At 68.6% G+C, this 19,636-nt stretch carries 20 protein-coding genes; 18 read left to right on the top strand and 2 right to left on the bottom strand.

Going from position 1 to position 19,636, the window contains the following annotated elements:
• Nucleotides 1-13 precede the first annotated feature (13 nt).
• The 15 genes from NI2_RS14605 (at nt 14) to NI2_RS14535 (ending at nt 11,025) form a co-directional block, all read left to right on the top strand.
• Entirely contained in the window at nt 14-292 is a 279-nt protein-coding gene (locus NI2_RS14605; RefSeq protein WP_208115341.1) for a hypothetical protein, read from the top strand.
• 16 nt (nt 293-308) lie between these two features.
• On the top strand, nt 309-806 hold the full coding sequence (locus NI2_RS14600; protein WP_067491042.1) for a DUF6301 family protein: 498 nt from the start codon (nt 309-311) through the stop codon (nt 804-806).
• A complete protein-coding gene (locus NI2_RS14595) occupies nt 803-1,243 on the top strand; it encodes a TY-Chap domain-containing protein (protein WP_067491040.1) in 441 nt (146 codons plus the stop codon). The genes NI2_RS14600 and NI2_RS14595 overlap by 4 nt, the downstream gene beginning before the upstream one ends.
• Nucleotides 1,244-1,284: 41 nt before the next feature.
• The gene (locus tag NI2_RS14590; RefSeq protein WP_243749850.1) at nt 1,285-2,892 is read left to right on the top strand and encodes a hypothetical protein; all 1,608 of its coding nucleotides are present in this window, start codon (nt 1,285-1,287) and stop codon (nt 2,890-2,892) included.
• Nucleotides 2,893-3,066: 174 nt separating this feature from the next.
• On the top strand, nt 3,067-4,917 hold the full coding sequence (locus NI2_RS14585; RefSeq protein WP_133733970.1) for a hypothetical protein: 1,851 nt from the start codon (nt 3,067-3,069) through the stop codon (nt 4,915-4,917).
• Complete coding sequence (locus NI2_RS14580; protein ID WP_067491036.1) at nt 4,914-5,699, top strand: ESX secretion-associated protein EspG; 786 nt, start codon at nt 4,914-4,916, stop codon at nt 5,697-5,699. Before NI2_RS14585 ends, NI2_RS14580 begins: the two co-directional genes overlap by 4 nt.
• Nucleotides 5,700-5,711: 12 nt before the next feature.
• Nucleotides 5,712-6,059, top strand: a complete 348-nt coding sequence (locus NI2_RS14575) for a hypothetical protein (protein WP_067491034.1) — start codon at nt 5,712-5,714, stop codon at nt 6,057-6,059.
• A 25-nt stretch (nt 6,060-6,084) separates the two neighbouring features.
• Nucleotides 6,085-6,384, top strand: coding sequence for a YbaB/EbfC family nucleoid-associated protein (locus NI2_RS14570; protein ID WP_067491032.1), 300 nt, complete (start codon nt 6,085-6,087; stop codon nt 6,382-6,384).
• A 99-nt stretch (nt 6,385-6,483) separates the two neighbouring features.
• Nucleotides 6,484-6,801: a type VII secretion target gene (locus NI2_RS14565; protein ID WP_067491029.1), complete on the top strand. Its 318-nt coding sequence runs from the start codon at nt 6,484-6,486 to the stop codon at nt 6,799-6,801.
• Complete coding sequence (locus NI2_RS14560) at nt 6,798-8,150, top strand: hypothetical protein (RefSeq protein WP_067491028.1); 1,353 nt, start codon at nt 6,798-6,800, stop codon at nt 8,148-8,150. Before NI2_RS14565 ends, NI2_RS14560 begins: the two co-directional genes overlap by 4 nt.
• Nucleotides 8,151-8,183: 33 nt before the next feature.
• On the top strand, nt 8,184-8,519 hold the full coding sequence (locus tag NI2_RS14555; RefSeq protein ID WP_067491026.1) for a PE family protein: 336 nt from the start codon (nt 8,184-8,186) through the stop codon (nt 8,517-8,519).
• On the top strand, nt 8,516-9,505 hold the full coding sequence (locus NI2_RS14550; protein WP_067491024.1) for a PPE domain-containing protein: 990 nt from the start codon (nt 8,516-8,518) through the stop codon (nt 9,503-9,505). The genes NI2_RS14555 and NI2_RS14550 overlap by 4 nt, the downstream gene beginning before the upstream one ends.
• Nucleotides 9,502-10,293: an ESX secretion-associated protein EspG gene (locus tag NI2_RS14545; protein WP_067491022.1), complete on the top strand. Its 792-nt coding sequence runs from the start codon at nt 9,502-9,504 to the stop codon at nt 10,291-10,293. The genes NI2_RS14550 and NI2_RS14545 overlap by 4 nt, the downstream gene beginning before the upstream one ends.
• 89 nt (nt 10,294-10,382) lie before the next feature.
• Nucleotides 10,383-10,688: a WXG100 family type VII secretion target gene (locus NI2_RS14540; protein WP_067491020.1), complete on the top strand. Its 306-nt coding sequence runs from the start codon at nt 10,383-10,385 to the stop codon at nt 10,686-10,688.
• Nucleotides 10,689-10,731: 43 nt separating this feature from the next.
• The gene (locus NI2_RS14535) at nt 10,732-11,025 is read left to right on the top strand and encodes a type VII secretion protein EsxR (RefSeq protein ID WP_067491018.1); all 294 of its coding nucleotides are present in this window, start codon (nt 10,732-10,734) and stop codon (nt 11,023-11,025) included.
• A 172-nt stretch (nt 11,026-11,197) separates the two neighbouring features.
• Here the strand turns inward: NI2_RS14535 and eccE are convergent, their stop codons facing one another.
• Nucleotides 11,198-12,997, bottom strand: a complete 1,800-nt coding sequence (gene eccE, locus NI2_RS14530) for a type VII secretion protein EccE (RefSeq protein ID WP_084476433.1) — start codon at nt 12,995-12,997, stop codon at nt 11,198-11,200.
• Nucleotides 12,998-13,117: 120 nt separating this feature from the next.
• Between eccE and eccB the strand changes: the two genes are divergently transcribed.
• Entirely contained in the window at nt 13,118-14,629 is a 1,512-nt protein-coding gene (gene eccB, locus NI2_RS14525; protein WP_067491016.1) for a type VII secretion protein EccB, read from the top strand.
• Between the two features lie 48 nt (nt 14,630-14,677).
• On the opposite strand, the gene eccA is transcribed toward eccB, so the two are convergent.
• Nucleotides 14,678-16,510, bottom strand: a complete 1,833-nt coding sequence (eccA, locus tag NI2_RS14520; protein WP_067491014.1) for a type VII secretion AAA-ATPase EccA — start codon at nt 16,508-16,510, stop codon at nt 14,678-14,680.
• A 251-nt stretch (nt 16,511-16,761) separates the two neighbouring features.
• Between eccA and eccD the strand changes: the two genes are divergently transcribed.
• Both eccD and mycP read left to right on the top strand, forming a co-directional pair.
• Nucleotides 16,762-18,234, top strand: coding sequence for a type VII secretion integral membrane protein EccD (gene eccD, locus NI2_RS14515; protein WP_084476432.1), 1,473 nt, complete (start codon nt 16,762-16,764; stop codon nt 18,232-18,234).
• A complete protein-coding gene (mycP, locus tag NI2_RS14510) occupies nt 18,231-19,628 on the top strand; it encodes a type VII secretion-associated serine protease mycosin (protein WP_067491010.1) in 1,398 nt (465 codons plus the stop codon). Before eccD ends, mycP begins: the two co-directional genes overlap by 4 nt.
• The last annotated feature ends 8 nt before the right edge of the window (nt 19,629-19,636 follow it).

The following is a 19,636-nucleotide window of genomic DNA, read 5'->3' as shown; positions in this document are numbered from 1 at the left end:
GAGGAGGCATGCGGTGCGGGAGACCGAACCGACCGAGGCCGAGATTCGGCAGAACTTCGACAAGATGCTCGCTTCGGTGCTCAGCGGTGGCGGCATCCATTCCGAGACCGGACTCGACATGAAGACCGAGGACGCGCTGTGGCAGGTGGCCCGTGCCTACCCGAACGCCTCCGACGACCTGGTCCAGGCAGCGCGGGCGGCGTTCGCGGGGCAACTCGACGGCTCGAACGCGCGCGAAGCCGACCTGGTCCGGCAGCGCAGGCTCGCCGATCTGGCGAAGAAGCGCCGATGACCGAGGAGGTGCAGGCATGAGCGCGGACCGCCGTCGGGTGCTGACCGACGAACAGCTCACCGAGATCGCCACCGGCCTGCGCGAGCTCGGCGGCGCCAAGCAGATGGATTCGCTGCCCGACCTGGCTGCCCGCTTCGGTTGGCGGGTGCTGAGCCCGCACGCGGACCGCGCCCGTCTCGATATCGGCTTCGGTCCGACCAGCGGCCGCGTCTTCGCCGAGGACAGCCGCATCGTGGACATCACCCTGTGGCTCACCAAGGGTGTCCCACAGGACGACGAGGGTCGCGCCTGGGCGCGTGACACCTTCGCCCGGTGGGTGGGACTACTGACCGAACTGTTCGGCAGGCCGACCGCACACCTCCCCGGCGAGGTGTCCGCGGTGCGCTGGGCGGGCGAGGCCGACACCCTGATCCTGCGCGACGTGGACGGTTCCCTGCAGCTGACGCTGATGGACAACAACTGGCTCGCGCTCGGCGATCAAGCCGACGCCTTGGCTGCCGAGGAATCCCGGTGACCTGGGACGATTTCGCGAAAGCACTGGCGGGAGAGCTGGCTCGCCTGCCTGCGGGCGCGATCGTGAAGATCGTGGAATCACGCGAGGAACGCCCGTCGAGGTTCGCTCAGTTCCTGCAGACCGATACCGAACTGACAGCCGAACTCGTCGACGACGACCGGCTGGCCACTGAACTCCGCGCAGGTCGGGAGGGCACGGCGGTGATCCGTGAACTCGGCTGGCAGCCTCGCGACCGCTACCACGAGAATTGGTGGACCCGCCTGACCTGGCCCGCGTCGTCAGCCGACTATCGGCGACTCGCCGACATGGTGGTCGGCGGGTTGCGCGACGGATTCGGCCTGGCGACACCGGATTCGTTCACCTACGACGCCTGGAACGAACGCCAGGGCAACACCCTGATCGAGCTGCCGCAGCTCGGTCTGCCCCTGGCGACCTGACCGATCAACCGATGAACCAGATGAGGGGATTTCCGCCCGATATGACCAGCGGAGGCGACCGGCTCGACGAGCGCACCACCGAACCGGACCACGACGAATCCACCGAATCTGTTCCCGCGGAACCGAATTACGTTCCGGCCGAACCGGACTCCGCACTCGCGCAAGCCGACACGGCTACCGGCGGCGAGTCCACCGAGGACGAGCCCGATGTCGGTTTCACCATGGCCGACGACGAACCGGAACCCGAGGACCCTGCCGAGCGGGCCAGGAAGATCATGCACCAGGTCGCCCGCGATCTGGCTTCGCTCGCCCCACCGGATTGGCAGCGCCTGCACGCGGCCTTCGCCCTCACGGTCCTCGAGCATTCCTCGGTCGCCCTGTTCTCCGGCGACACCATCGAACCCGTGCAGGTGACGCCGCCGCAGGAGATCATCGACCTGGTGTGGGAGCACCGGCTGCTGTCGGCCGAGCTCGGTGACGGGCCGTGGTGGCGCCTGGTACTGAGTCTGTCGGGTGCAGGCGAGATCGACGTCGACTACGACTACGGTGACGAGCCGTTCCCCGACGAACACCTCCTTGCCCAGGACTCCTACCGCGCCGACCTGGCGGCGTTCCCGCGCCGGTCGGTGCCGGTGTGGTTGTCGGCATACGTGGGGCACGACGACAAGCAGATCCGCGCACCACGCACCGCGGCCGAACAGGAGCTCGCCGACCGACGAAAAGGACTGCGCGCCAGCGATTCCGACGTGGGCCTGCCGCCCTTGCCGCTGATGGTGGCGCGCTGGGCAGTGCTGTCGGCGGCCTTCGTCGCGGTCGGTTCGGAGTTCGGCCCGCGCTCGCTGCCCTCGCTGAACTGGTTCGAAGGGGTGCGGCGCAGCGGAAGTTCGCTGTACCTGCTGCCCGGCAATCGCGCCGTGCTCTCCGGTGGCGTATGGAACTCGCCGGAACTCGCCGCCGCCTACGCCGAGGGCGGGCCGCCGACGGGGCTCTACACGGGTGCGCCGTCGTGGGTTTCAGCGCAGGTGCTCAACCACCGTGCCGCAGGCGGAATGTTGTCGTTCTGCTACTGGTGGACCAATGGGCGCTGGTACCACGGTGATTCGCCTACCGCCGACGGGATCGCCGAGGCCGTACCCGGCTTCTGGAGCTCCGAGACCGTCGCCAGGATCGTCACCGACCTGCTCGGCGTTCGTGCCGACGAGCACCAGCGCGCGGGTGTCGAAACCCTGGTCGCGGCGGCCGAAGCCGGTGTGGTCACCCGCGACACGGTCGTCGAAGTCTTCAGCGACGCTGAGCTTTTCGATGTCGACGCCGCCTTCTTTCAGCTCACCATGGCCGGGGTGACCGCTCGCCTACCCGAACCGATGGCGCGCGAAGACGCGATCGACGTGGTGCGCGCGCACTTGACCGAAACGTCCGCCGACCCCGTGCGCTATCCGCCCGACGAGTTGCAGGCGGAACGAATCAGTGTCGGCTGGATGGTTTTCGTCCCGGTGCAACCTGGTGAGATCGCGGTCGGCCGGGCGATCTTCTACGTCGCCGACGACGGTGTGCTGCATCGTTCTTCGTCGGCGGTGGCGCCCGAGGTGTTCGCGGTGGAGTTCGCGGAGAACTTCTACGAGCGACATCGGTCGGTCGTATCGTCCTGATGCGGATACGCGCCGGTAACCCTATAATCGTTAGCGTGATTTAAGAATGGTGTTGCCGCGTTGTAAGACTCGGCTGCCATGTTTGCGGGGGCACGACCGGCCGGTGTGCCAGCGATGAGGAGGGGCGTCTACGGATGAGGAACCGCACCGTCGAGACAGTGGGAGTGTGACCTCGTGGGCACACCGATGGAGGACTGGCGGGGATACCGGAACTCGGGGTCACTCAAGCTCGAGGACGGCGCGGCGACGGAAGCCGCCGGATACTGCGCGGATGTGCTCGACATCATCGCCCTGGTCGAGGGCAAGGTCGGTGAAATCATCTCGCCTGACACGACGGGGGCCGGTCAAACCGAGAACCTCCTCGGTCACCTCACCTCGGGCCGCGCGCTCACACAGGAGTTCTACACGCTGGGGCGCGAGTTCCGCGACGACATCTTGAAGGACCACAAGCAAGTTCTCAACGACATGGCCTTGTCGTTCCTGATCGCCGGGAACAACTACAAGAACAAGGACCAGGAGTCGAAAGACGAGTTGAGCAATATTCTGTCCACCCGGAATCCGGCCGACAGCATCGTCCACGCCGAACAGCACTTGGGACAGATCAATCCGCGTGACACCGCCTGGATCGACGACACACGCGGTCGGGAACCAGGGGAATACAAGAAGACCGATACGGACAAGAGCGGTCAGTACGGCGGCCTTCCGTCGGGTGCCAACACCCCGAAGGAGAGCCTGAAAACGGTGTCGGCTTCGCACACCGCGGAACCGGGATCGACGCTGAACTACACGGACTTCTACAACCTGGGCATCTCGTTGCGGCGATCGAGCTGGTTGCGGGACATGTCGTCGGACTGGCACCGGATGGCCTCGCAGATGAGCCGCGGCTTCAGCGACTACGACACCAGAATCAGGACTCTGGTCGACAACAAGGAACGCTGGACCGGGCGCGGCGCCGGGGGCGCGCGCGACGCCGTCCACCGGTACACCGGGCGGGGCCTCGAGTTGACCCGCACCATGTACCGAGTGAGCGAACTGCTGCTCGACGCCTACAACTGGGCCCAGACCACCCAGGCGAACATGCCGGACAAACCGGCCGACCAACTCAATGCCTACGAGCGGAAGACGTGGGAAGATCACGCGCGCACCGTCTTCAACAACTGGTACCGCCCGGGTTACGCGGCGGCGATCGGTGCCCTGCCCGCACTGCCCGGACCGGCGGGCACCGGGAAGGTCGCCGAGAACCCGCCCGGCAACCCCACCAACCCCGGTAATCCCGGAAGCCCCGGAAATCCCGCGGGTGGCGGTGGCGGGTCGCAGAACAACGACGCGGCGACGGCCGCCCAGCTGAAAGCCCAGCAGGACGCCGCACACCAGCAACAGCTCGCGGCCCTGCAGCAGTCCGAGGCGCAGCGGAAAGCCCAGGAGCAGGCCGCCAAAGACGCGGAACGCGCTGCCGCGCAGCAGGCCGCACAGCAGCAACAGCAGCAAGCCCAGGAGACGGCTTCCCAGGCCTTGCAGCAGCTCGCCTCCCAGGCCGCCTCGCAGGCCTCGCAGATCGGCGAGCAGATCTCCGCCGCTGCCGAGCAGGCCGCCTCCCAGGCTGCCCAGCAGGCGAGTATGGCCGGGCTGAGTGGAATCCCGACCAGTGCTGCGGCATTGGACGAAGCCGCCAAGAAGATGGGTCTCGCCGGTTCCAAGGGTGGCGGTGGCGCGGGTGGCGGTGCCGGGGGTGGGCTCGGCGCCAAAGTCGAGGGCCAGAACCTCGAGAAGGCGTCGAAACTGTTCCCCCGCGCGACGGCCACCACCGATCTCGCCGCCATGGCAAGCCGGGCCGGTCTGGCCAATGCCGCCGGTGCCGGAGCGGGCATGCCGATGGGTGGGCCCATGGGCGGCGGTGGCGCGGGCGCTGGTGCCGGTGGTCAGCAGAAGGACCACAAGCGGGCCGACTACCTGGATTCGGTCGAGCATCTGGAAGAGGCGATCGGCGAGGCGCAGACCGTGGTGAGGCCGGTCGTCGAGCAATGAACCGCACGTGGAACCTGACGGAACTGGAGATGTTCACCCTGTGGGAGTGGGCCACCTCCGATTTCGTGCCGTGGCCGTTCTTCTGCCGGACCAGAACCCTGGACGCCGATGAACTGGACCGGCAGAAGGCCGACGCGCTCGCGGGGTTGCGGCGCAACGAGCCGGAGTTCGTCAGCTTCGTGCTCGAAACGCTGCTCGATCCCGACATCAAGGTCATCGTCCACGGCCACGACGGCGTGGACGACATGAGGGTCGACGCGCTGGTGCGGGTGATGGGTTGCAGGCGCGGCGACCGGGGTTACGTGGTGCGTCAGAAGCCTGGCGACACCTATTGGGACAGCGGCGGTTACGTCGTCACCGAGTGCGACGCGGTAAGTCTGGCCGAATACGTGGTTCGCGAACTTCCGGAGAACGCACCCGGCCGCGAGGCCGATCTGGTGCTCGAAACAGGGGACAAGGCAGCACAACTCGACTACTCGTACGCCATCTCGTCGGTCCATGATTCCTTCGACGACCCGGCCCCGCTGCGCGCCAAGCAGTTCGAGTCCGCGCCGCTGCTGCGCGCAGGCGAGGTCGAGGTCATCCAGGGTCGCTCGCGGTTCGGGCCGCGCGGCGTCACCCGGCACAAACTGAGCTGGCGCGACGTGGTCGACGACGGCCGCTATGTGATCGCCGAAGAAGTGCCGCGGGTGGCGACGGCGGCGGATGCGAAGCGTTTCACCGAGCTGATCAACCAGCGCATCGCGGAAGTGGTGCGGGCCATCAAAGATGAACGAGTCTGAGGGGGCGAGGCGATGACGTCGGCACAGCAGGACGAATTTCCCACCGAGTTCGTATCCACGTCGATGACGGGAGCGATCTCGGTGCGGACCACGGAAAATGGTCTGCCCCTGGGTCTTCGGCTCGAGCCCGACCAGTTGCGCCGCGATCCGGCGCAGCTGGCCGCCGAGGTGCTCCGCCTGTGCAAGCAGTCGGCCAACCGGGCGGGCATGGCGCGGCGCGAACAGTTCCGCGCGGCGGGGATGTCCCCGGAAATGCTCGCGCTCACCGGCCTGCCGACCGAGGAAGAGGTGGCACGCCAGGAGATCATCGACGAGCAGGACTACGACACCGAACCGCAGAGCTGGCTGCGATCGGTCTGAGCGGCAGGTGGATTGGGGAGGCGACATGGTCGAAACGATGGACGAGCTCATCGCTCGGGTGCAGAAACAGCTCTACCGGCTCACCGATCTCCAGGATGCGACCAAGGCCATCCTGGTGACCGAGACGTCGCAGGATGGAACGGTGACTGTCGAGGTCGACGCCAACGCCGCTCTCGTCGGCCTGAGTTTCGCACCGGGCATCGCGAAACTGACGCCCGCCGAACTCGAGCAGACCCTCGTCGACACCGCGCGCACCGCCGCGCATCGTGCCTTCGCGCAACGCGGCGAACTCATCACCGCGTTCAACGAGGAGAGCACGGGTTAGTCATCGACTGTTTACCCTTGCGCGATCGTCGCGCGCCGGCTCGGCTGGTTAAGGTTGACTACGAAACATCAAGTGATGTTTCGAGATTGGACGATTGACATGAGCCACTTCGAAGTTGTCCCTGATGCGTTGCGTGCCTACGGAAGCGCGTCGGCGGCGATGGCGTCGGGTGTCGCCTCGGCCGCGGCGGTCGATCAGGCCGCGACAGTCGCCGCGGTCGTGCCGGTGTTCGGGCTGATCGGGCAGGAACTGCTCGCCTCGTATGCCTTCGCGCAGGCCAACCACCTGTCCTCGGTCGCCGAACTGGCCGCGGTGCACGCGGGCACCGCGTTGACCGCGCATCAGGGTGCGGCCACCTACGAGGGTGTCGACGGCGCCTCGGGCATGGACATCGGTTCGGTTCGCACCCAGTCATGACATTCCCAGGAGCGACCCCGCCGCCCGGCGCGGATCCGCTGGATCCGACCGTGCTGGAACTGCTGCGCGGCAGTTCGCTTGCCCCCATGCTCGACATGCCGGTGAACGACATCCTCGGCTCGATGGGGCTGCCCGCCCTGCCGCAGGTGCCGGAGTTCGTGCAGCTGCCCGAACTGCCGCCGCTGCCGACGATCGATCTGAGCGCGCTGATGCGCCCGCTCACCGATCTGGCGTCCGCGTTCGGTACCGGTCAGCTCGGCACCAACTCCACCGGCGACGGCACGGGAACCACGACGGACCCCACGGAAATGCTGTCGAACGTGAGCACCGTGATGCAGACGGTGATGTCGCTCGGCTCGACGGCGATCCAGACGGTGATGTCGGTATGGCAGGGCATCGCGGCGATGGAGGCCGCGCAGAAGGCGAGCGAGGCGCAGACCGACGCGGGCAAGCTGGCGGCCCAGAGCACCCAGGAGAAGGCGGTTCTCGCCAACGGCGCCGTCAGCGTCGCCACCGGTGCGGGGCTGATGGCGGCGGTGATCGCGAAGTTCTCGGCGACCATGGCGATGGCGCCGCTGCTGATGGGCTCGGGGGCCGGTGCGGCCTTCCTGGTCGCCTCGGCCGCCTCGTCCACCGCCGAGGCACTGGCGATCACCGTCAAGACCAAGACCGAACTGGTCGGGCACAGCGCGAGCATGACCGCAGCGGGCGAGAAGGTGCCGATCACCAACGCGCCCACCGGTGTGAACTCGACCGAGCAGCTGACGCAGCTGATGAGCATGATCACCCCGCTGATGTCGACGGCGACCACGGTCGCGCAGTCGCTCGGTGAGCTGGCCGCGGCGAATACCTCGCTGTCGGCACCGAAGACCACCACCGAGGGCGACAACACGACCGCCGAGGGAACCGTCGACGGTGCCGAAACCGATGGCGCGGGTGGTGGCGCGAGTGGCGGAATCGGCGGCGGAGCCGGTGGCGCCGTCGGCGCGATCGCCGCGGCGAGCACCCCGTTGAGCCCGTTCCCCAACACCCGCTCGGTCGGCGGCGCGCTGAGCACGCTGCCCGGCGCGATGGGTGCGGCGGCCGCCTCGACCACGTCGGCCGCGGCCGTCACCTCGGGTGGGTCGTCGGCTGCCGGCACGGGCGCGATGCCGATGGGCGCACCCATGGGTGCCGGTCTCGCGCGCGACGGCGAATCGTCAACCGACGACGCGGTGCGCGGTCAGCTGGTCACCGGCTCGCACGGCGACGAGGTGATCGGCCGGATCGAGGGTGTGTCGCTGCCGGTTGTCGGCGCGGCCGACACCACGACCTCGGAAGCGCCGCCCGACAAGGAACTGACGCTATGACGCAGATTTTCGTTCGCACACAGGAGGTTCACCATGGCCGACGTGACAGGTGAGATCTACGACGGCGTGCAGTTCGACGCCGCGACGGCGAGTCAGGCCTCGTCCGGGCTCGACTCGCTGGCCGACCGGCTCGCGGCCGACCTGCAGGCGGCCGAGCACGCGCTGACCGTCGCGCCCGCGGGGGCCGACGAGGTGTCGGGCCGCTCGGCGCAGACCGCCAACGAGGTGGCCGCGTCGTATCTGACCCGCGCGCAGGCCGGCGTCGAGGAGATGCGCAAGCTCGCCGCGACGCTTCGCCTGCAGGCGAACCGCTTCAGCGGGATGGAAAGCGACAACACGGCGGACTTCGGAGGTACTCCGCCGCAATGATCGAACCACCACAGCCAGGGTTCACCGGCGTGGTGTGGTCGGCGCGTCCGCCGGAACAGCTGGCGCGAGACCTCACCACGGGGGCGGGGTCTGTCCCCATGGCTGAGGCGATCGGCGCGTGGACACAACTGGCCGCGTCGTTCGGCGCGGCCGTACTGGAATACGAGAAGGTGCTCACCGACCTGCGCGGCGCCTGGCAGTCCGGGCGCAGTGACGAAGTGGTGCAACGGGTTACGGCGCTACGTGAGTGGCTGCTCGAGACCTCGACGGCCGCCGCCGCGAACGCCGCGAAATTCCAGGCGCAGGTCGCCGCCTACGAGGTGGCCCGGCTGGCGATGCCCAATACCGCCGACATCGAGGCCATCCAGCAGGTGCAGCGCACCCTCGAGTCGGTGAGCGGGATGCTCGGTGCGCCGATCAAGGCGGTCGCCGCCGATACCGACACCGAGCACGATGTCGCGAAGGCCGTTGCCTCGCGGGTGATGGAGAACTACGAAAAGGCCACCGAGCCCTTGGCTTCGGCTTGGCAGCACCAGGACCCGCCGCCGATCGCGCCCGCCACGGCGCTGGCCGCCGAGCGAGCCGCCGTGCCGCCACAGCCGACCGCGACCCATCCCGGCGCCATGCCGGGATTCGGTGGTATCCCGGGAATGCCCGCCCTGCAATCGGTTCCGCGCACGCTGACCAGCTACAACGCGCCGGTGTACGCGCAGTCGGCCAGCAGCGCCGAGGTCACCGCCCGGCCGAATCCCGTGGTCACGGCCGCCGCGGGCACACAGGCGGCGCCGATCGCGCCGGGCCCGGTCGGCGCGGCCGCGGCCCAGGACACCGCGCGGTTCCCGCGGGCGAGCCTGCCCGAGCACACCGAGGAGTTCAGCCTCGACGGCGAGATCCGCGCCGCCCCCGCGGTGCTCGGCGATCACGGCCAGGCGGCCAGGGCCGTGAGCACCGAACAGGGTGGGGCGGAGCCGGGAGGCGGGTCGTGACAACCCTGACCAACGACGCCCTGCTCGCCGTCGCCGATCGCCTCGGCGTGCAGACCTTGCCGCTGACGCTGCGCGTCGGCCTGCAACAGGACTCCTACGAACAGTGGCGCCGCGCCCATGAGCAGGCTGTCGCGGACCTACGCGACAGCGGTCTCATCGACGCCGAGGGCGAGGTCGATCCCGGCCTGGCCGACGCGCTGTTCGTGCTTGCCCAACCGGATCGTGAACTGGCCGTTCGGATCTACGCCGAAGACGGCACCAAGCGCGTCTGCGTCGTGCGCCGGGGCGGCGCCCATGCGATCGCCGTGCGCACCGATGACACCTTCGAGGTGAATTCGGTGTGGTGCGACGGTTCGGCCGAGGAACTGGCGCGCCCGGTCCTGGCCGCGCTCGGTCACCGCGAGCCCGCGCAGTTCAGCGGCTTCAGCGCGCCCGCCGACGAGCTGACCCGGCGACTCGACGGTGCGACGACAGCCGCGGAATTCGCCGACGGCCTGTACGCGCTAGATGCCACCGAGCGCGATGCCACCGTGCTCGGCGCGGCGTTCGCCTCCTGCACGGGGCACGCGGAAATCGTCGTCTACAGCCACGAGGACGGCTCGACCACCCGCGCGCCTGGTGCTGTCGCGGTCTACGACACGGGGCGCGGGCGCATCGTCGCCGCCCCGACGATCTCGCCGGATCGACAGATCTGGTCGACGCTCACCACGGGTACCGATCACCGGGTGACCCAAGCGGTCGCAGCGCTGATCGAGGGACTGCCCGGGGGGAGGTGGATGCCGCCGTAGTTCCGCGTCGCAGCGTCGGTCTGCGTCCAGCTCAGCGAGATCGATCGGATCCTCGCGCACACACAAGTTCTGATGAAAGGTTCTGAAATATGTCTCTTACCAACCTCGGTGGTGGCGGCTCGGGCGACTACGGTGTCGACGAAGGCGGCATCAACAATGTCGTGAGCCGGATGGAAGACGCCATCTCCACGCTCAAGACCTCCATCAACCAGATCGACGACTCCGTGCAGGCCGTCGCCGCCGGCTGGTCGGGTGAGGCGCACGGTCAGTTCAAGACCGCCGCCACCGAATGGCACGACGAGGTCACCCGGCTCAACGAGAAGCTGGACCGTCTGTCGCAGGCCGTCACCTCCGGCAAGCAGACGATCGTCGCCTCCGACCAAGAGGGCCTCTGAGCTCCGCGCTGAGTAGCCGTTCACGACAGACAAGGAACAGATCATGACGATTCAGTACAATTCGCCGAAGATCACCGAGATGGTCTCGGACCTCAACAACTACGGCTCCAACATGCGGGCCCAGATCGAAGAGCTCAACGGCGCCGCCAACGCGTTCCGGGAGAGCCTGCACGGTCAGTCGGCTGTGGAGAACTTCAACGCCGCGCACACCAACGTCACCAACGAGCTCGACGACACCCTCATCAAGCTCGACAACCTCGGCAAGAAGGTGGAGAACGCGCTGGGTCGCGCCATCGAGGCCGACGGCAAGGTCGGCGACGGCTTCGCCGATTTCTGATCCGCCTCCCCGGGTCTTTTGGCCAGACTCAGGTGCGGGGTGAGTTGTTGACGCGGCAAGACTTTGGGGGATGGGAGCGTTAGCCCGTTCCCGGTGAGTTACCCATGTTCTTGCTGGATCAGGCGAACGGCCCGACGGTTTGTGTCGGGCCGTTCGTTGTTTGGTCGGGTGGTCAGCGGGCGGCTAGGGATTCGCCGATGTAGTGCATTTCTTCCGGGGTGGTCACCATGTTCACCGTCGCGGTCGCGGCGGGTGTGCGCACCGTGATCCGGTTGGGTGCCGAGGGATCCTGGATGAGGGTGACATCGGCGTCGATTCCGCCGCCCTGCTCGTGGGGTGCGCGCACGTGGACGATCGTGGCGCCACCGGCGTGCGTGGTCGGTTCGATGCCGTCGAACACCAGCACCGTCGTGCTCGGGTAGGGCGCGGCGGGCATCGGCGGCGGGCCGGGCGGATGATAGCTGGCACCGGCCGACCGGGGCGCGAGCGAAAGCACCTGGGGTGCATTGAGATTGGCCATCATGGAATGCCATGCCTCGGGCCGTGCGGTGTGCACGATGGCGTGCGCACCGAGCGCGGTGGCGCGCAGGATCACCTGCTGGGCGAGGTCGAGGTTGCCGATCACCTCGAGATGGCGGGTGCCGTCACCGATCAGCGACACCGCGATGCCCTGGCCGCGTTCGTCGGCGCCGATCAGCTGCCCGCAGCCGGCCGTCGGCACTGCGATGTCGGTGAGGGCGGTCAGCGTTCCCCGGTAGCCCTCGCCGTCGGACCAGCGGCCGAGCGAGGCGACCGGGAGGGTGTCGAGCAGGGTGCGCAGGTGCCCACCGGTGATGTCGCGCAGACCCCGGATCGGGATGTCGGTGGGCTCGACCAGGGTGTCGAAGCGCACCACCGCGTTGAGCACCACGGTGCCCGCGTGATCGCTGCGCTGGTCGTGGCGCGGTGCGCCCGGGCGAAGCCGCAGTGTGAGCGTGGTCGACAGGCTCGGCACCGCCCAGATATCGGCCAGCCCGCGCGGCGTGATGAGTTCGGCGCCCACCTGGTAGTGGGTCAGGCAGCGGCTCGGTGTGGTGAGCGCGGTCGGCGTCTCCTCGAGCTGATCGATCTCGAATCCGTGGGTGAGTTGCCGTACCGCGCTGTTCATCTCCGACGAGGTGAGCACCGAGGCGGCGATGTCGCGGGCCGCCAGCCGGTTCGCCACCCGCCGCGTGGCGATGATCGCGGTGCGCAGCGCGCCCTCGGCGCCGCCGCCCCGCTTCTCGACGGCTTCGGCATTGGTCAGTGGGTCCATCCGCAGCACCAGCCACAGAGTCCGGTGCGCGACGGCGGGCAGCGGGCCGAGGATGCGGTCGTACAGATAAGAAGCCACACCGGTACCCGCCGTGCGCGCACCGGTGGACACCACGTCGATACCCGCGAGGGTGATGTCGAATTGATCGAGGCAGCGCGCGATCTCGGTGAGCGGCAGCAGCTGGTCGGTGCTGAGCGAACCGTGCCGCAGCAGCGTCAGCGTGTCCGGCGGCGGGTCGATCCGCAGCATGGTCAGCAGCAGGTCGCCGTCCCAGCGCACTCCGCAGTTGCCGCCGTCGGCCAGGGGGACGTCGAACGCGGGCGCCTGGGCGAGTCGTTCGGTGGCGCCCCGGCCACGCCGCCGCCCGAACCCGATCGCCATCCGGCCGGCCAGGGTCGTTCCGCGCACGGGAACGAGGCCGATGAGCACGATCAGCGCACCCGCGCCAACCGAACCCCACACCGAGTCCGAGAGCGCCAGCACCACCCAGGCCATCACCGCCGCGACAAGCGCGACACCGACCACCGCCCGCAGCGGGAAGATCCGGAACAACCAGAACTCGGGATCGCGCAGAGTGTCGTACGGCGACACCGGCTTCCGCTGCGCTGGGACCTGCTCCTCGGCCTGATCCCGTTCCCGCTCGGGAAGGGTTCCGGCGCCGGTTCTCCGGCCGTTCATCGTGTCGTTCCCCATCGTTGTCCCAGCTCGGCGTGCGTTCGAAAGTTGGTTCAGGGCAATGTCGGATTTAAGGTACCGTGTCGGCTGAGATGGTGATGGATAGCTCGATGGAGGGGCCGAGTGCCGGCACAGCTGACAACCCGCGCCCAGGTCAACGGCTACCGCTTCCTGCTGCGTCGTCTCGATCACGCGCTGGTGCGCCGAGACGTCCGGATGCTGCACGATCCGATGCGTTCGCAGGTTCGCTCACTCTGGGTGGGGGCGGCCCTCGGCCTGCTGGTCGTCGCCGGTGCGGCGATTCTGGGATTCCTGCGACCACAGGGTGCGATCGGTGACAACCTGATCGTGTCGGGCAAGGATTCCGGCGCCCTGTACGTGGTCCGCCATACCGCCGAAGGCGACAAGGTGCTGCACCCGGTGCTCAACCTGGCCTCGGCGCGGCTCATCACCCAGAGCAACGCCGAACCACACGCGGTGAAGGACAGCAAGCTCAACGATCTGCCGCGCGGTCCGCTGCTCGGCATCCCCGGTGCGCCGAGCGCGCTGCCGGGCTCCGGCCAGGGCGACAGCTCCACCTGGTCGCTGTGCGAGACCATCCAGCTGTCCCAGGGCGGCAGTGCGGCATCGGCGAGTGGCGCGACAACCGCCGTCGTCGCGGGCAAACCGGAACTGGGCGAGCGCATCCGCACCGCCGACCCCGCCGCCGCCCTGTTCGTTCGCCACGAGAACAAGACCTACCTCGTCTACGACGGCAAACACGCCGCGGTCGACCCCGAGGACAAGGTGCTCGCGCGCTCGCTCGGGCTGGCCGCGCATCGGCCACGCCCGATCGGTCCCGGTCTGCTCGGTGCGACCGCCGAAGTGCCCTCGCTCGCGCCGCCGGTCATCCCGAACGCGGGTCAGCCGGGCCCCGGGCCCCTGTCCAAGATCCCGGTGGGCGGTGTGATCGAGGTGGCGAGCTCCGACCGCACGGCGAAGGCCGAGACGTATGTGGTGCTGGCCGACGGTGTGCAGCCGGTGAGCCCGTTCACCGCGCGAGTCATCCGCAATGCCGATTCCCATGGGCTGAGCGAGATTCCGACCCTGCCGCCGGACGTGCTCCACGAGGTCGCCGTGGTGCGCACGCTGCCCGTCGACGACTTCCCGGAGCAGACACCGGAGATCCTGGCCGCCGAGGACGCGCCCGTCGCGTGCGTGTCCTGGACCAAGACACCGGGAACCAGTCCGGCGCAACGCAAGTCGGAAGCGGGCGACGGACCCAACGAGCGCGCGGTGGTCTCGCTGCTGGCCGGCACCCGCCTGCCCATCCCGGAATCGGCCAAGGTCGTGGAACTGTCGACCGGCGACGGCACCGGCGACCGCGTCGACGGCGTCTACGTGCCGCCGGGCACCGGCGAATTCATCCAGGTGACGGGCATGGAACCGGGCAGCCCGCGCCGGGGGAGCCTGTTCTACGTCGGCGACAACGGTGTGCGCTACGGCGTGCCCGATATCGCGGTGGCGACCGCCATCGGCCTGGGCGGCAACCCACGGCTGGCACCGTGGTCGGTCATCGGCCAGCTGGTTCCAGGACCGACCCTCTCGCCCACCGATGCGCTGGCGTCCTACGATTCGCTACCCTCCGGACGCTGAAACGAGCAGGGCCGGACGCTTGTCGCGTCCGGCCCTCGGTTTCGTCTGTCAGGCAGGCCAATTCACGTTCAGCGTGCTCAGCAGGCTGGTGAGCGCGGTGCGCATATCCGGTTCCTCGATGCGCATGAGCACCGACTCGTCCACCGCCGACAGGTCGATCGAATCGTCGTTGGCCAGCCGGAACTCGCGCTCCTCCTCGGCCGCCTCGATGACGTTGCGAATGAAGCGGCCGTTACCGGCGAGGTCGACGCCGCGGCGCGGCTGTCCGCTCTGGTCGGTGCTCTCCTGGGCGTAGAGGTGCGCGCAGGCCTCGACGAGCAGCGCGGCGGCGCCGTCGGAGAGTTGCGAGTCGCGCTTCTTCGCGATCACCTGCCCGATCCGGCCGAGCTCTTCCGGCGTGTAGGACGGGAACTGCAGGCGCTTGGAGAACCGTGATGCCAGACCGTCGTTGGCGGCCAGCAGGCGGTCGATCTCACCGTCGTACCCGGCGATGATCACCACCAGGCGGTCGCGGTCGTTCTCCATCCTGGCCAGCAGGGTGTCGACGGCTTCGCGGCCGAACGCGTCGCCGCCGGACAGGCCGGTCTGGATGAGTGTGTAGGCCTCGTCGATGAACAGCACACCGTCCATGGCCGTGTCGATCAGCTTCTCGGTCTTGATGGCGGTGCCGCCGAGGTTCTGGCTCACGAAGTCGACACGCTTGGCCTCGACCACCTTGTCGGTCTTCAAAAGGCCGACACCGCAATAGATCTTGGCGACCACACGGGCGATGGTGGTCTTACCCGTTCCCGGCGGACCGGTGAAGGCCAGGTGCTGACCGCGGGCCGCCGAGGCCAGGCCCTTCTCGGCCCGGATCTTGGCCAGCTGCGCCGACGACTGCAGCTTGGCCACCTGGGTTTTCACCGAGACGAGGCCGATCTGGTTGTCGAGTTCGGCGCGCGCCTCGGCGAGCACCCGCTTGGCCCGGTCCTCGGTCTCGGCCTGTTCGATCGCCTGCAGCGACGGTGCGGTCGCGGGATCCCACTTGTCGGTGCGGGCATCGATGGACTCGCGGCTGGTGACGGTGATGCGGTAGGTGCGGTCGCGCATCGCGGCGGTGTTGGCGCTGAAATCCGGTGCCTGCGAATACACCTTCTCGAACAGCGCCTGCGCCTCGTCCTCGCTGCCGGTCTCGCGCAGGCACAGCCCACGGCAGAACATGGCGGTGGAACGGGCCATCGGGATCGGCCCCTGCTCGGCGGCCTCCATGCGGCGGATGGCCTCACCGAACAGCCCGAGCTGCGCACACGCGGTGCCGACCATCACGTGCGCGCCCGCCGCCAGATACGGGTCGTCCCACTCGGCCGAACCGGCGAGCACCGTCATCACGTCGGGCCAGCGCTGGGTGTTGTAGTGCAGCACGCCGCGGATGTAGGCGCTGATCCGGTTGTCGACATCCTTGTCCGGGTCCGAGAGCAGGGTCGCGCGGTGGGCGGCGAGGTCGTCGAGCGTGCGCTCGGCCTCGTCGTACTCTTTCTCCGCGATCAGATGCGCGGCCCAGGCCAGCGCGACCTCGGTGTAACTGGCCAGCGGATAGTCGATGTAGAGGCCGGGCAGGAAGCGGCCCGCCAGCGCGCGCGGCGGCAGCCCGAGCCTGCGCTGCTCGCGATACAGACTGGTGCCCGCGGTCTTGTACAGGTTGAACAGGACGTCCTTGGTCACCTCGCCCGCGGCGGCACGGCCGAGCCAGGCGTCGCACATCGTCGGATCCCACTCGGTCGCACGCTGGAACGCGAGCTTCGCGTATTCCAGATCGCGCTCGGATTCCTGTCCCTCGATGGACAGACCCAACGACAGGATTCCGGCGTCGAAGGCACGCTGAGCTTGGCGATTGCCGGTCATTTCTGTCGAGTCCCCGAAGTCTTGGTGTGTGGTTTCTGCGCTGTTCACTTGTTACCCAGACTACCGATCGCGGGGGTCTGGTCTGTCCGTTACATTAGGTTCAGCTGCCGAGAGGTTGCAACGCAAACTGTCTTCTACGTGTGAGAGTTCTTGGCTGGTGTCAGAGTTGTTCACTCAGGGGGTGTTCCGCCGCGTGCGGTGTTTCGGGATCGAACGGGCGAACGACAACTCGTGGTCGGCGGGTGCGAACCGTGATTGACGCACCAGCGGCGAATCAGCGTTCACTCGAACCTGATCTGTGCCGGGTATCGGTGATCGGCGGGAACACTCAGGTGGACGTCGGTCTGCCCGTGGCGGTTCCGATCGCGGGGTTCATCGGCGATCTCGTCGAACTGATCGAGTCGCGCAACCCCGACCCCACCGATTCCGAGGACGAACCCGGCGCCTTACGCGCCAAGCACTGGACCCTCGCCCGGATCGGCCGCGACGCCATCCCACCGAGCCGCACGCTCACCGAAGCCGATGTCTACGACGGCGAACTGCTTGTGCTCCGGTCGGTTTCGGCCAAGGAAGCGCCCGCGCTGTTCGACGACGTGATCGACGCGGTCTCGCGCCTGACCACCGAGGAGTTCCGGGGCTGGACCGGTGTGTCGGCCCGCTGGCTCGGCCTGGTCGCGTCCACCCTGACCGTGCTCACCGCGCTGGTGATGCTGGTGATCTCGCGCGGCGAGGGCGATCCGCTCGCCCCGGCCTTCGGGCTCACCGGGTTCGGTGTGCTCGCGCTCGCTGTGGCGGGTATCGCCGCGCGCAAGTACGAGGACCGGCTCACCGCCGACTGGCTGTCGCTCGACGCGTTGTTGCTGTTGTTCGGTGGCGCGGCGCTTTTCGTGCCCGGCACCCTCGGCGGACCACATCTGCTGCTCGGCGCGGCTGTGACGATCGTCGCCGCCGTCGTCGGCCACCGGGTCACCGGGAGCGGGCTCACTCTGTTCACGGCGGCGGCGTCACTGGGCATCGTCGCGTGTGTCGCGGGCGGTGTGTACCTGATCTGGCATCCCGGGCTGCCCAAACTCTCGGCGGCACTGTTGTTCGCGGGCATCGCGATCCTGTCGATGGCCCCGCGCATGGCCGCGCTGCTTGGCCGGTTGCCGGTGCCGCCGGTGCCGACCGCCGGTGCCGCGATCGACCCGGCCGACCACGAACCGCGCCCGACCATCGAGGGCATCGGCGCCATCGGTGCCACCGCGCTGCCGTCGGCCAGCGGCCTCGGCGAACGGGCGCGCGCGGCCAATCAGTACCAGTCCGGGCTCATCATCGCTTGCGCCGCGACTGCCGCTCTGGGTGCGTTCGGTGCCGCCGACCCGCTCGGTGCGGCCCGCTGGCAGGGCATCGTGCTGGCGATCGCCACCGCGATAATCCTGTGCCTGCGTGGTCGCTCCTTCGCCGATCTGGTCCAGGCGGCCACCCTGATCGCGGGCGGTTGCCTCGCGTTCGTCGCGCTGCTCGTGGGAATCGGGCTGAGCGGCGACAACATCGAGCTGTTCGCCATCGGGCTGCTCGCCTTCGCGGCGGGCACCGTCGGCTTCGGTGTGATCGGACCGACGATCGAGGTGTCGCCGGTGACCAGGCGCGCCATCGAGATCTTCGAGTACATCCTCATCATCGCGCTGATTCCGCTCGTCCTGTGGATCATGGGGGTGTACTCCATGGCCAGGAACATATGACCGGCTCCGGTCGCCGGGCGCTCCGATTCGGTTGTGCCACCTTGGTTCTCGGTGCGGGTCTGAGCTTCGCTTCGCCGGCGCAGGCCGTTTCGCCGCCACAGATCGACGCGGGCGCGCTCGGTGCGGCCGCAGGGCTGAGTGGGCGCCCGGCACCGCTGGAACCCACCGAACCCTCGGCTCTGTGCAGCGAACCGCTGCTCACCGGGTCACCGCCCTCGGAACCGCCCATCTCCCAGCAGGTGCTCAACCTGCCTTCGGCCTGGAAGTTCAGCCGTGGCGCGGGGCAGAAGGTGGCGGTGATCGACACCGGCGTGCAACGGCATCCGCGGTTACCCGACCTCCAGCCGGGCGGTGACTACGTCTCCGGCTCCGACGGCACCGAGGACTGCGACGGGCACGGCACCCTGGTCGCGGGCATCATCGCCGCCAAGCCGAGCCCCGACGACGCGTTCGTCGGTGTGGCCCCCGACGCCCAGATCCTGTCCATCCGCCAGCTCAGCCTCGCCTTCGAACCGGTGAACAAGCAGGGTGGCCAGGACCCCGGCGAGATCAGCAACGACGGCTACGGCAGTGTGCTCACCCTCGCCGCCGCGGTCGTCCGTGCCGTCGACATGGGCGCCACCGTCATCAATATCTCCGAAGTGGCGTGCAGCCCGGCGGGTTCCGATACCGCCGATGCCTCGCTGGGTGCCGCGGTGAAGTACGCCTACGACCGCAATGTCGTCGTCGTGGCGGCGGCGGGCAACGTCCAGACCGACGGGGCGTGCAAGGAACAGAACAAGTCCTCGGGGTGGTCGTCGGTGAGCACCGTCGCCAGCCCGGCCTGGTTCGCGCCCTATGTGCTGACGGTCGGCTCGGTGGACGCCGACGGCGGCCCGTCGGAGCTGTCGCTGCGCGGACCGTGGGTGGGCGTCGCCGCGATCGGGCGCAACATCGTGTCCCTCGACAGCAAACCGGGAGGTACCGGTCTGGTCGACGGCGTGCAGACCACCGAGGGCGTCCGGCCCATCGAAGGCACCAGTTTCGCGGCACCCTACGTGGCAGGCCTTGCCGCCCTTGTCCGTTCGCGTTTCCCCGAACTCACCGCGCAACAGGTGATGGACCGCATCACCCGCACCGCGCACGGGCCGGGCAACGGCCGCGACGACGGCATCGGCCACGGCCTGATCGATCCACTGGCCGCCCTCACCGCGCAGCTGCCCGACCAGCCCGTCGCCGAGGGCGCCGACGTGCCCCACCTGGTCGCCGCGCCGGTGCTGCCGCCCGGCCCCGACCCTCGCGCGCGCCGCATCGCCGTGATCGGCACGACCGCGGTACTCGGCGGTCTGCTCATCGGGCTCGGCCTGGCCTACCCCTACCGGCGAAAACGGGCCGAGCTCGACCTCGAGCCGTAATCGAAAGG

The organism is Nocardia ignorata NBRC 108230 (genome assembly GCF_001612905.1).
GTDB classification, from domain to species: Bacteria; Actinomycetota; Actinomycetes; order Mycobacteriales; family Mycobacteriaceae; genus Nocardia; species Nocardia ignorata.
Note: the sequence above shows the minus strand (reverse complement) of the source record. Positions and strands in the feature narration are given on the sequence as shown.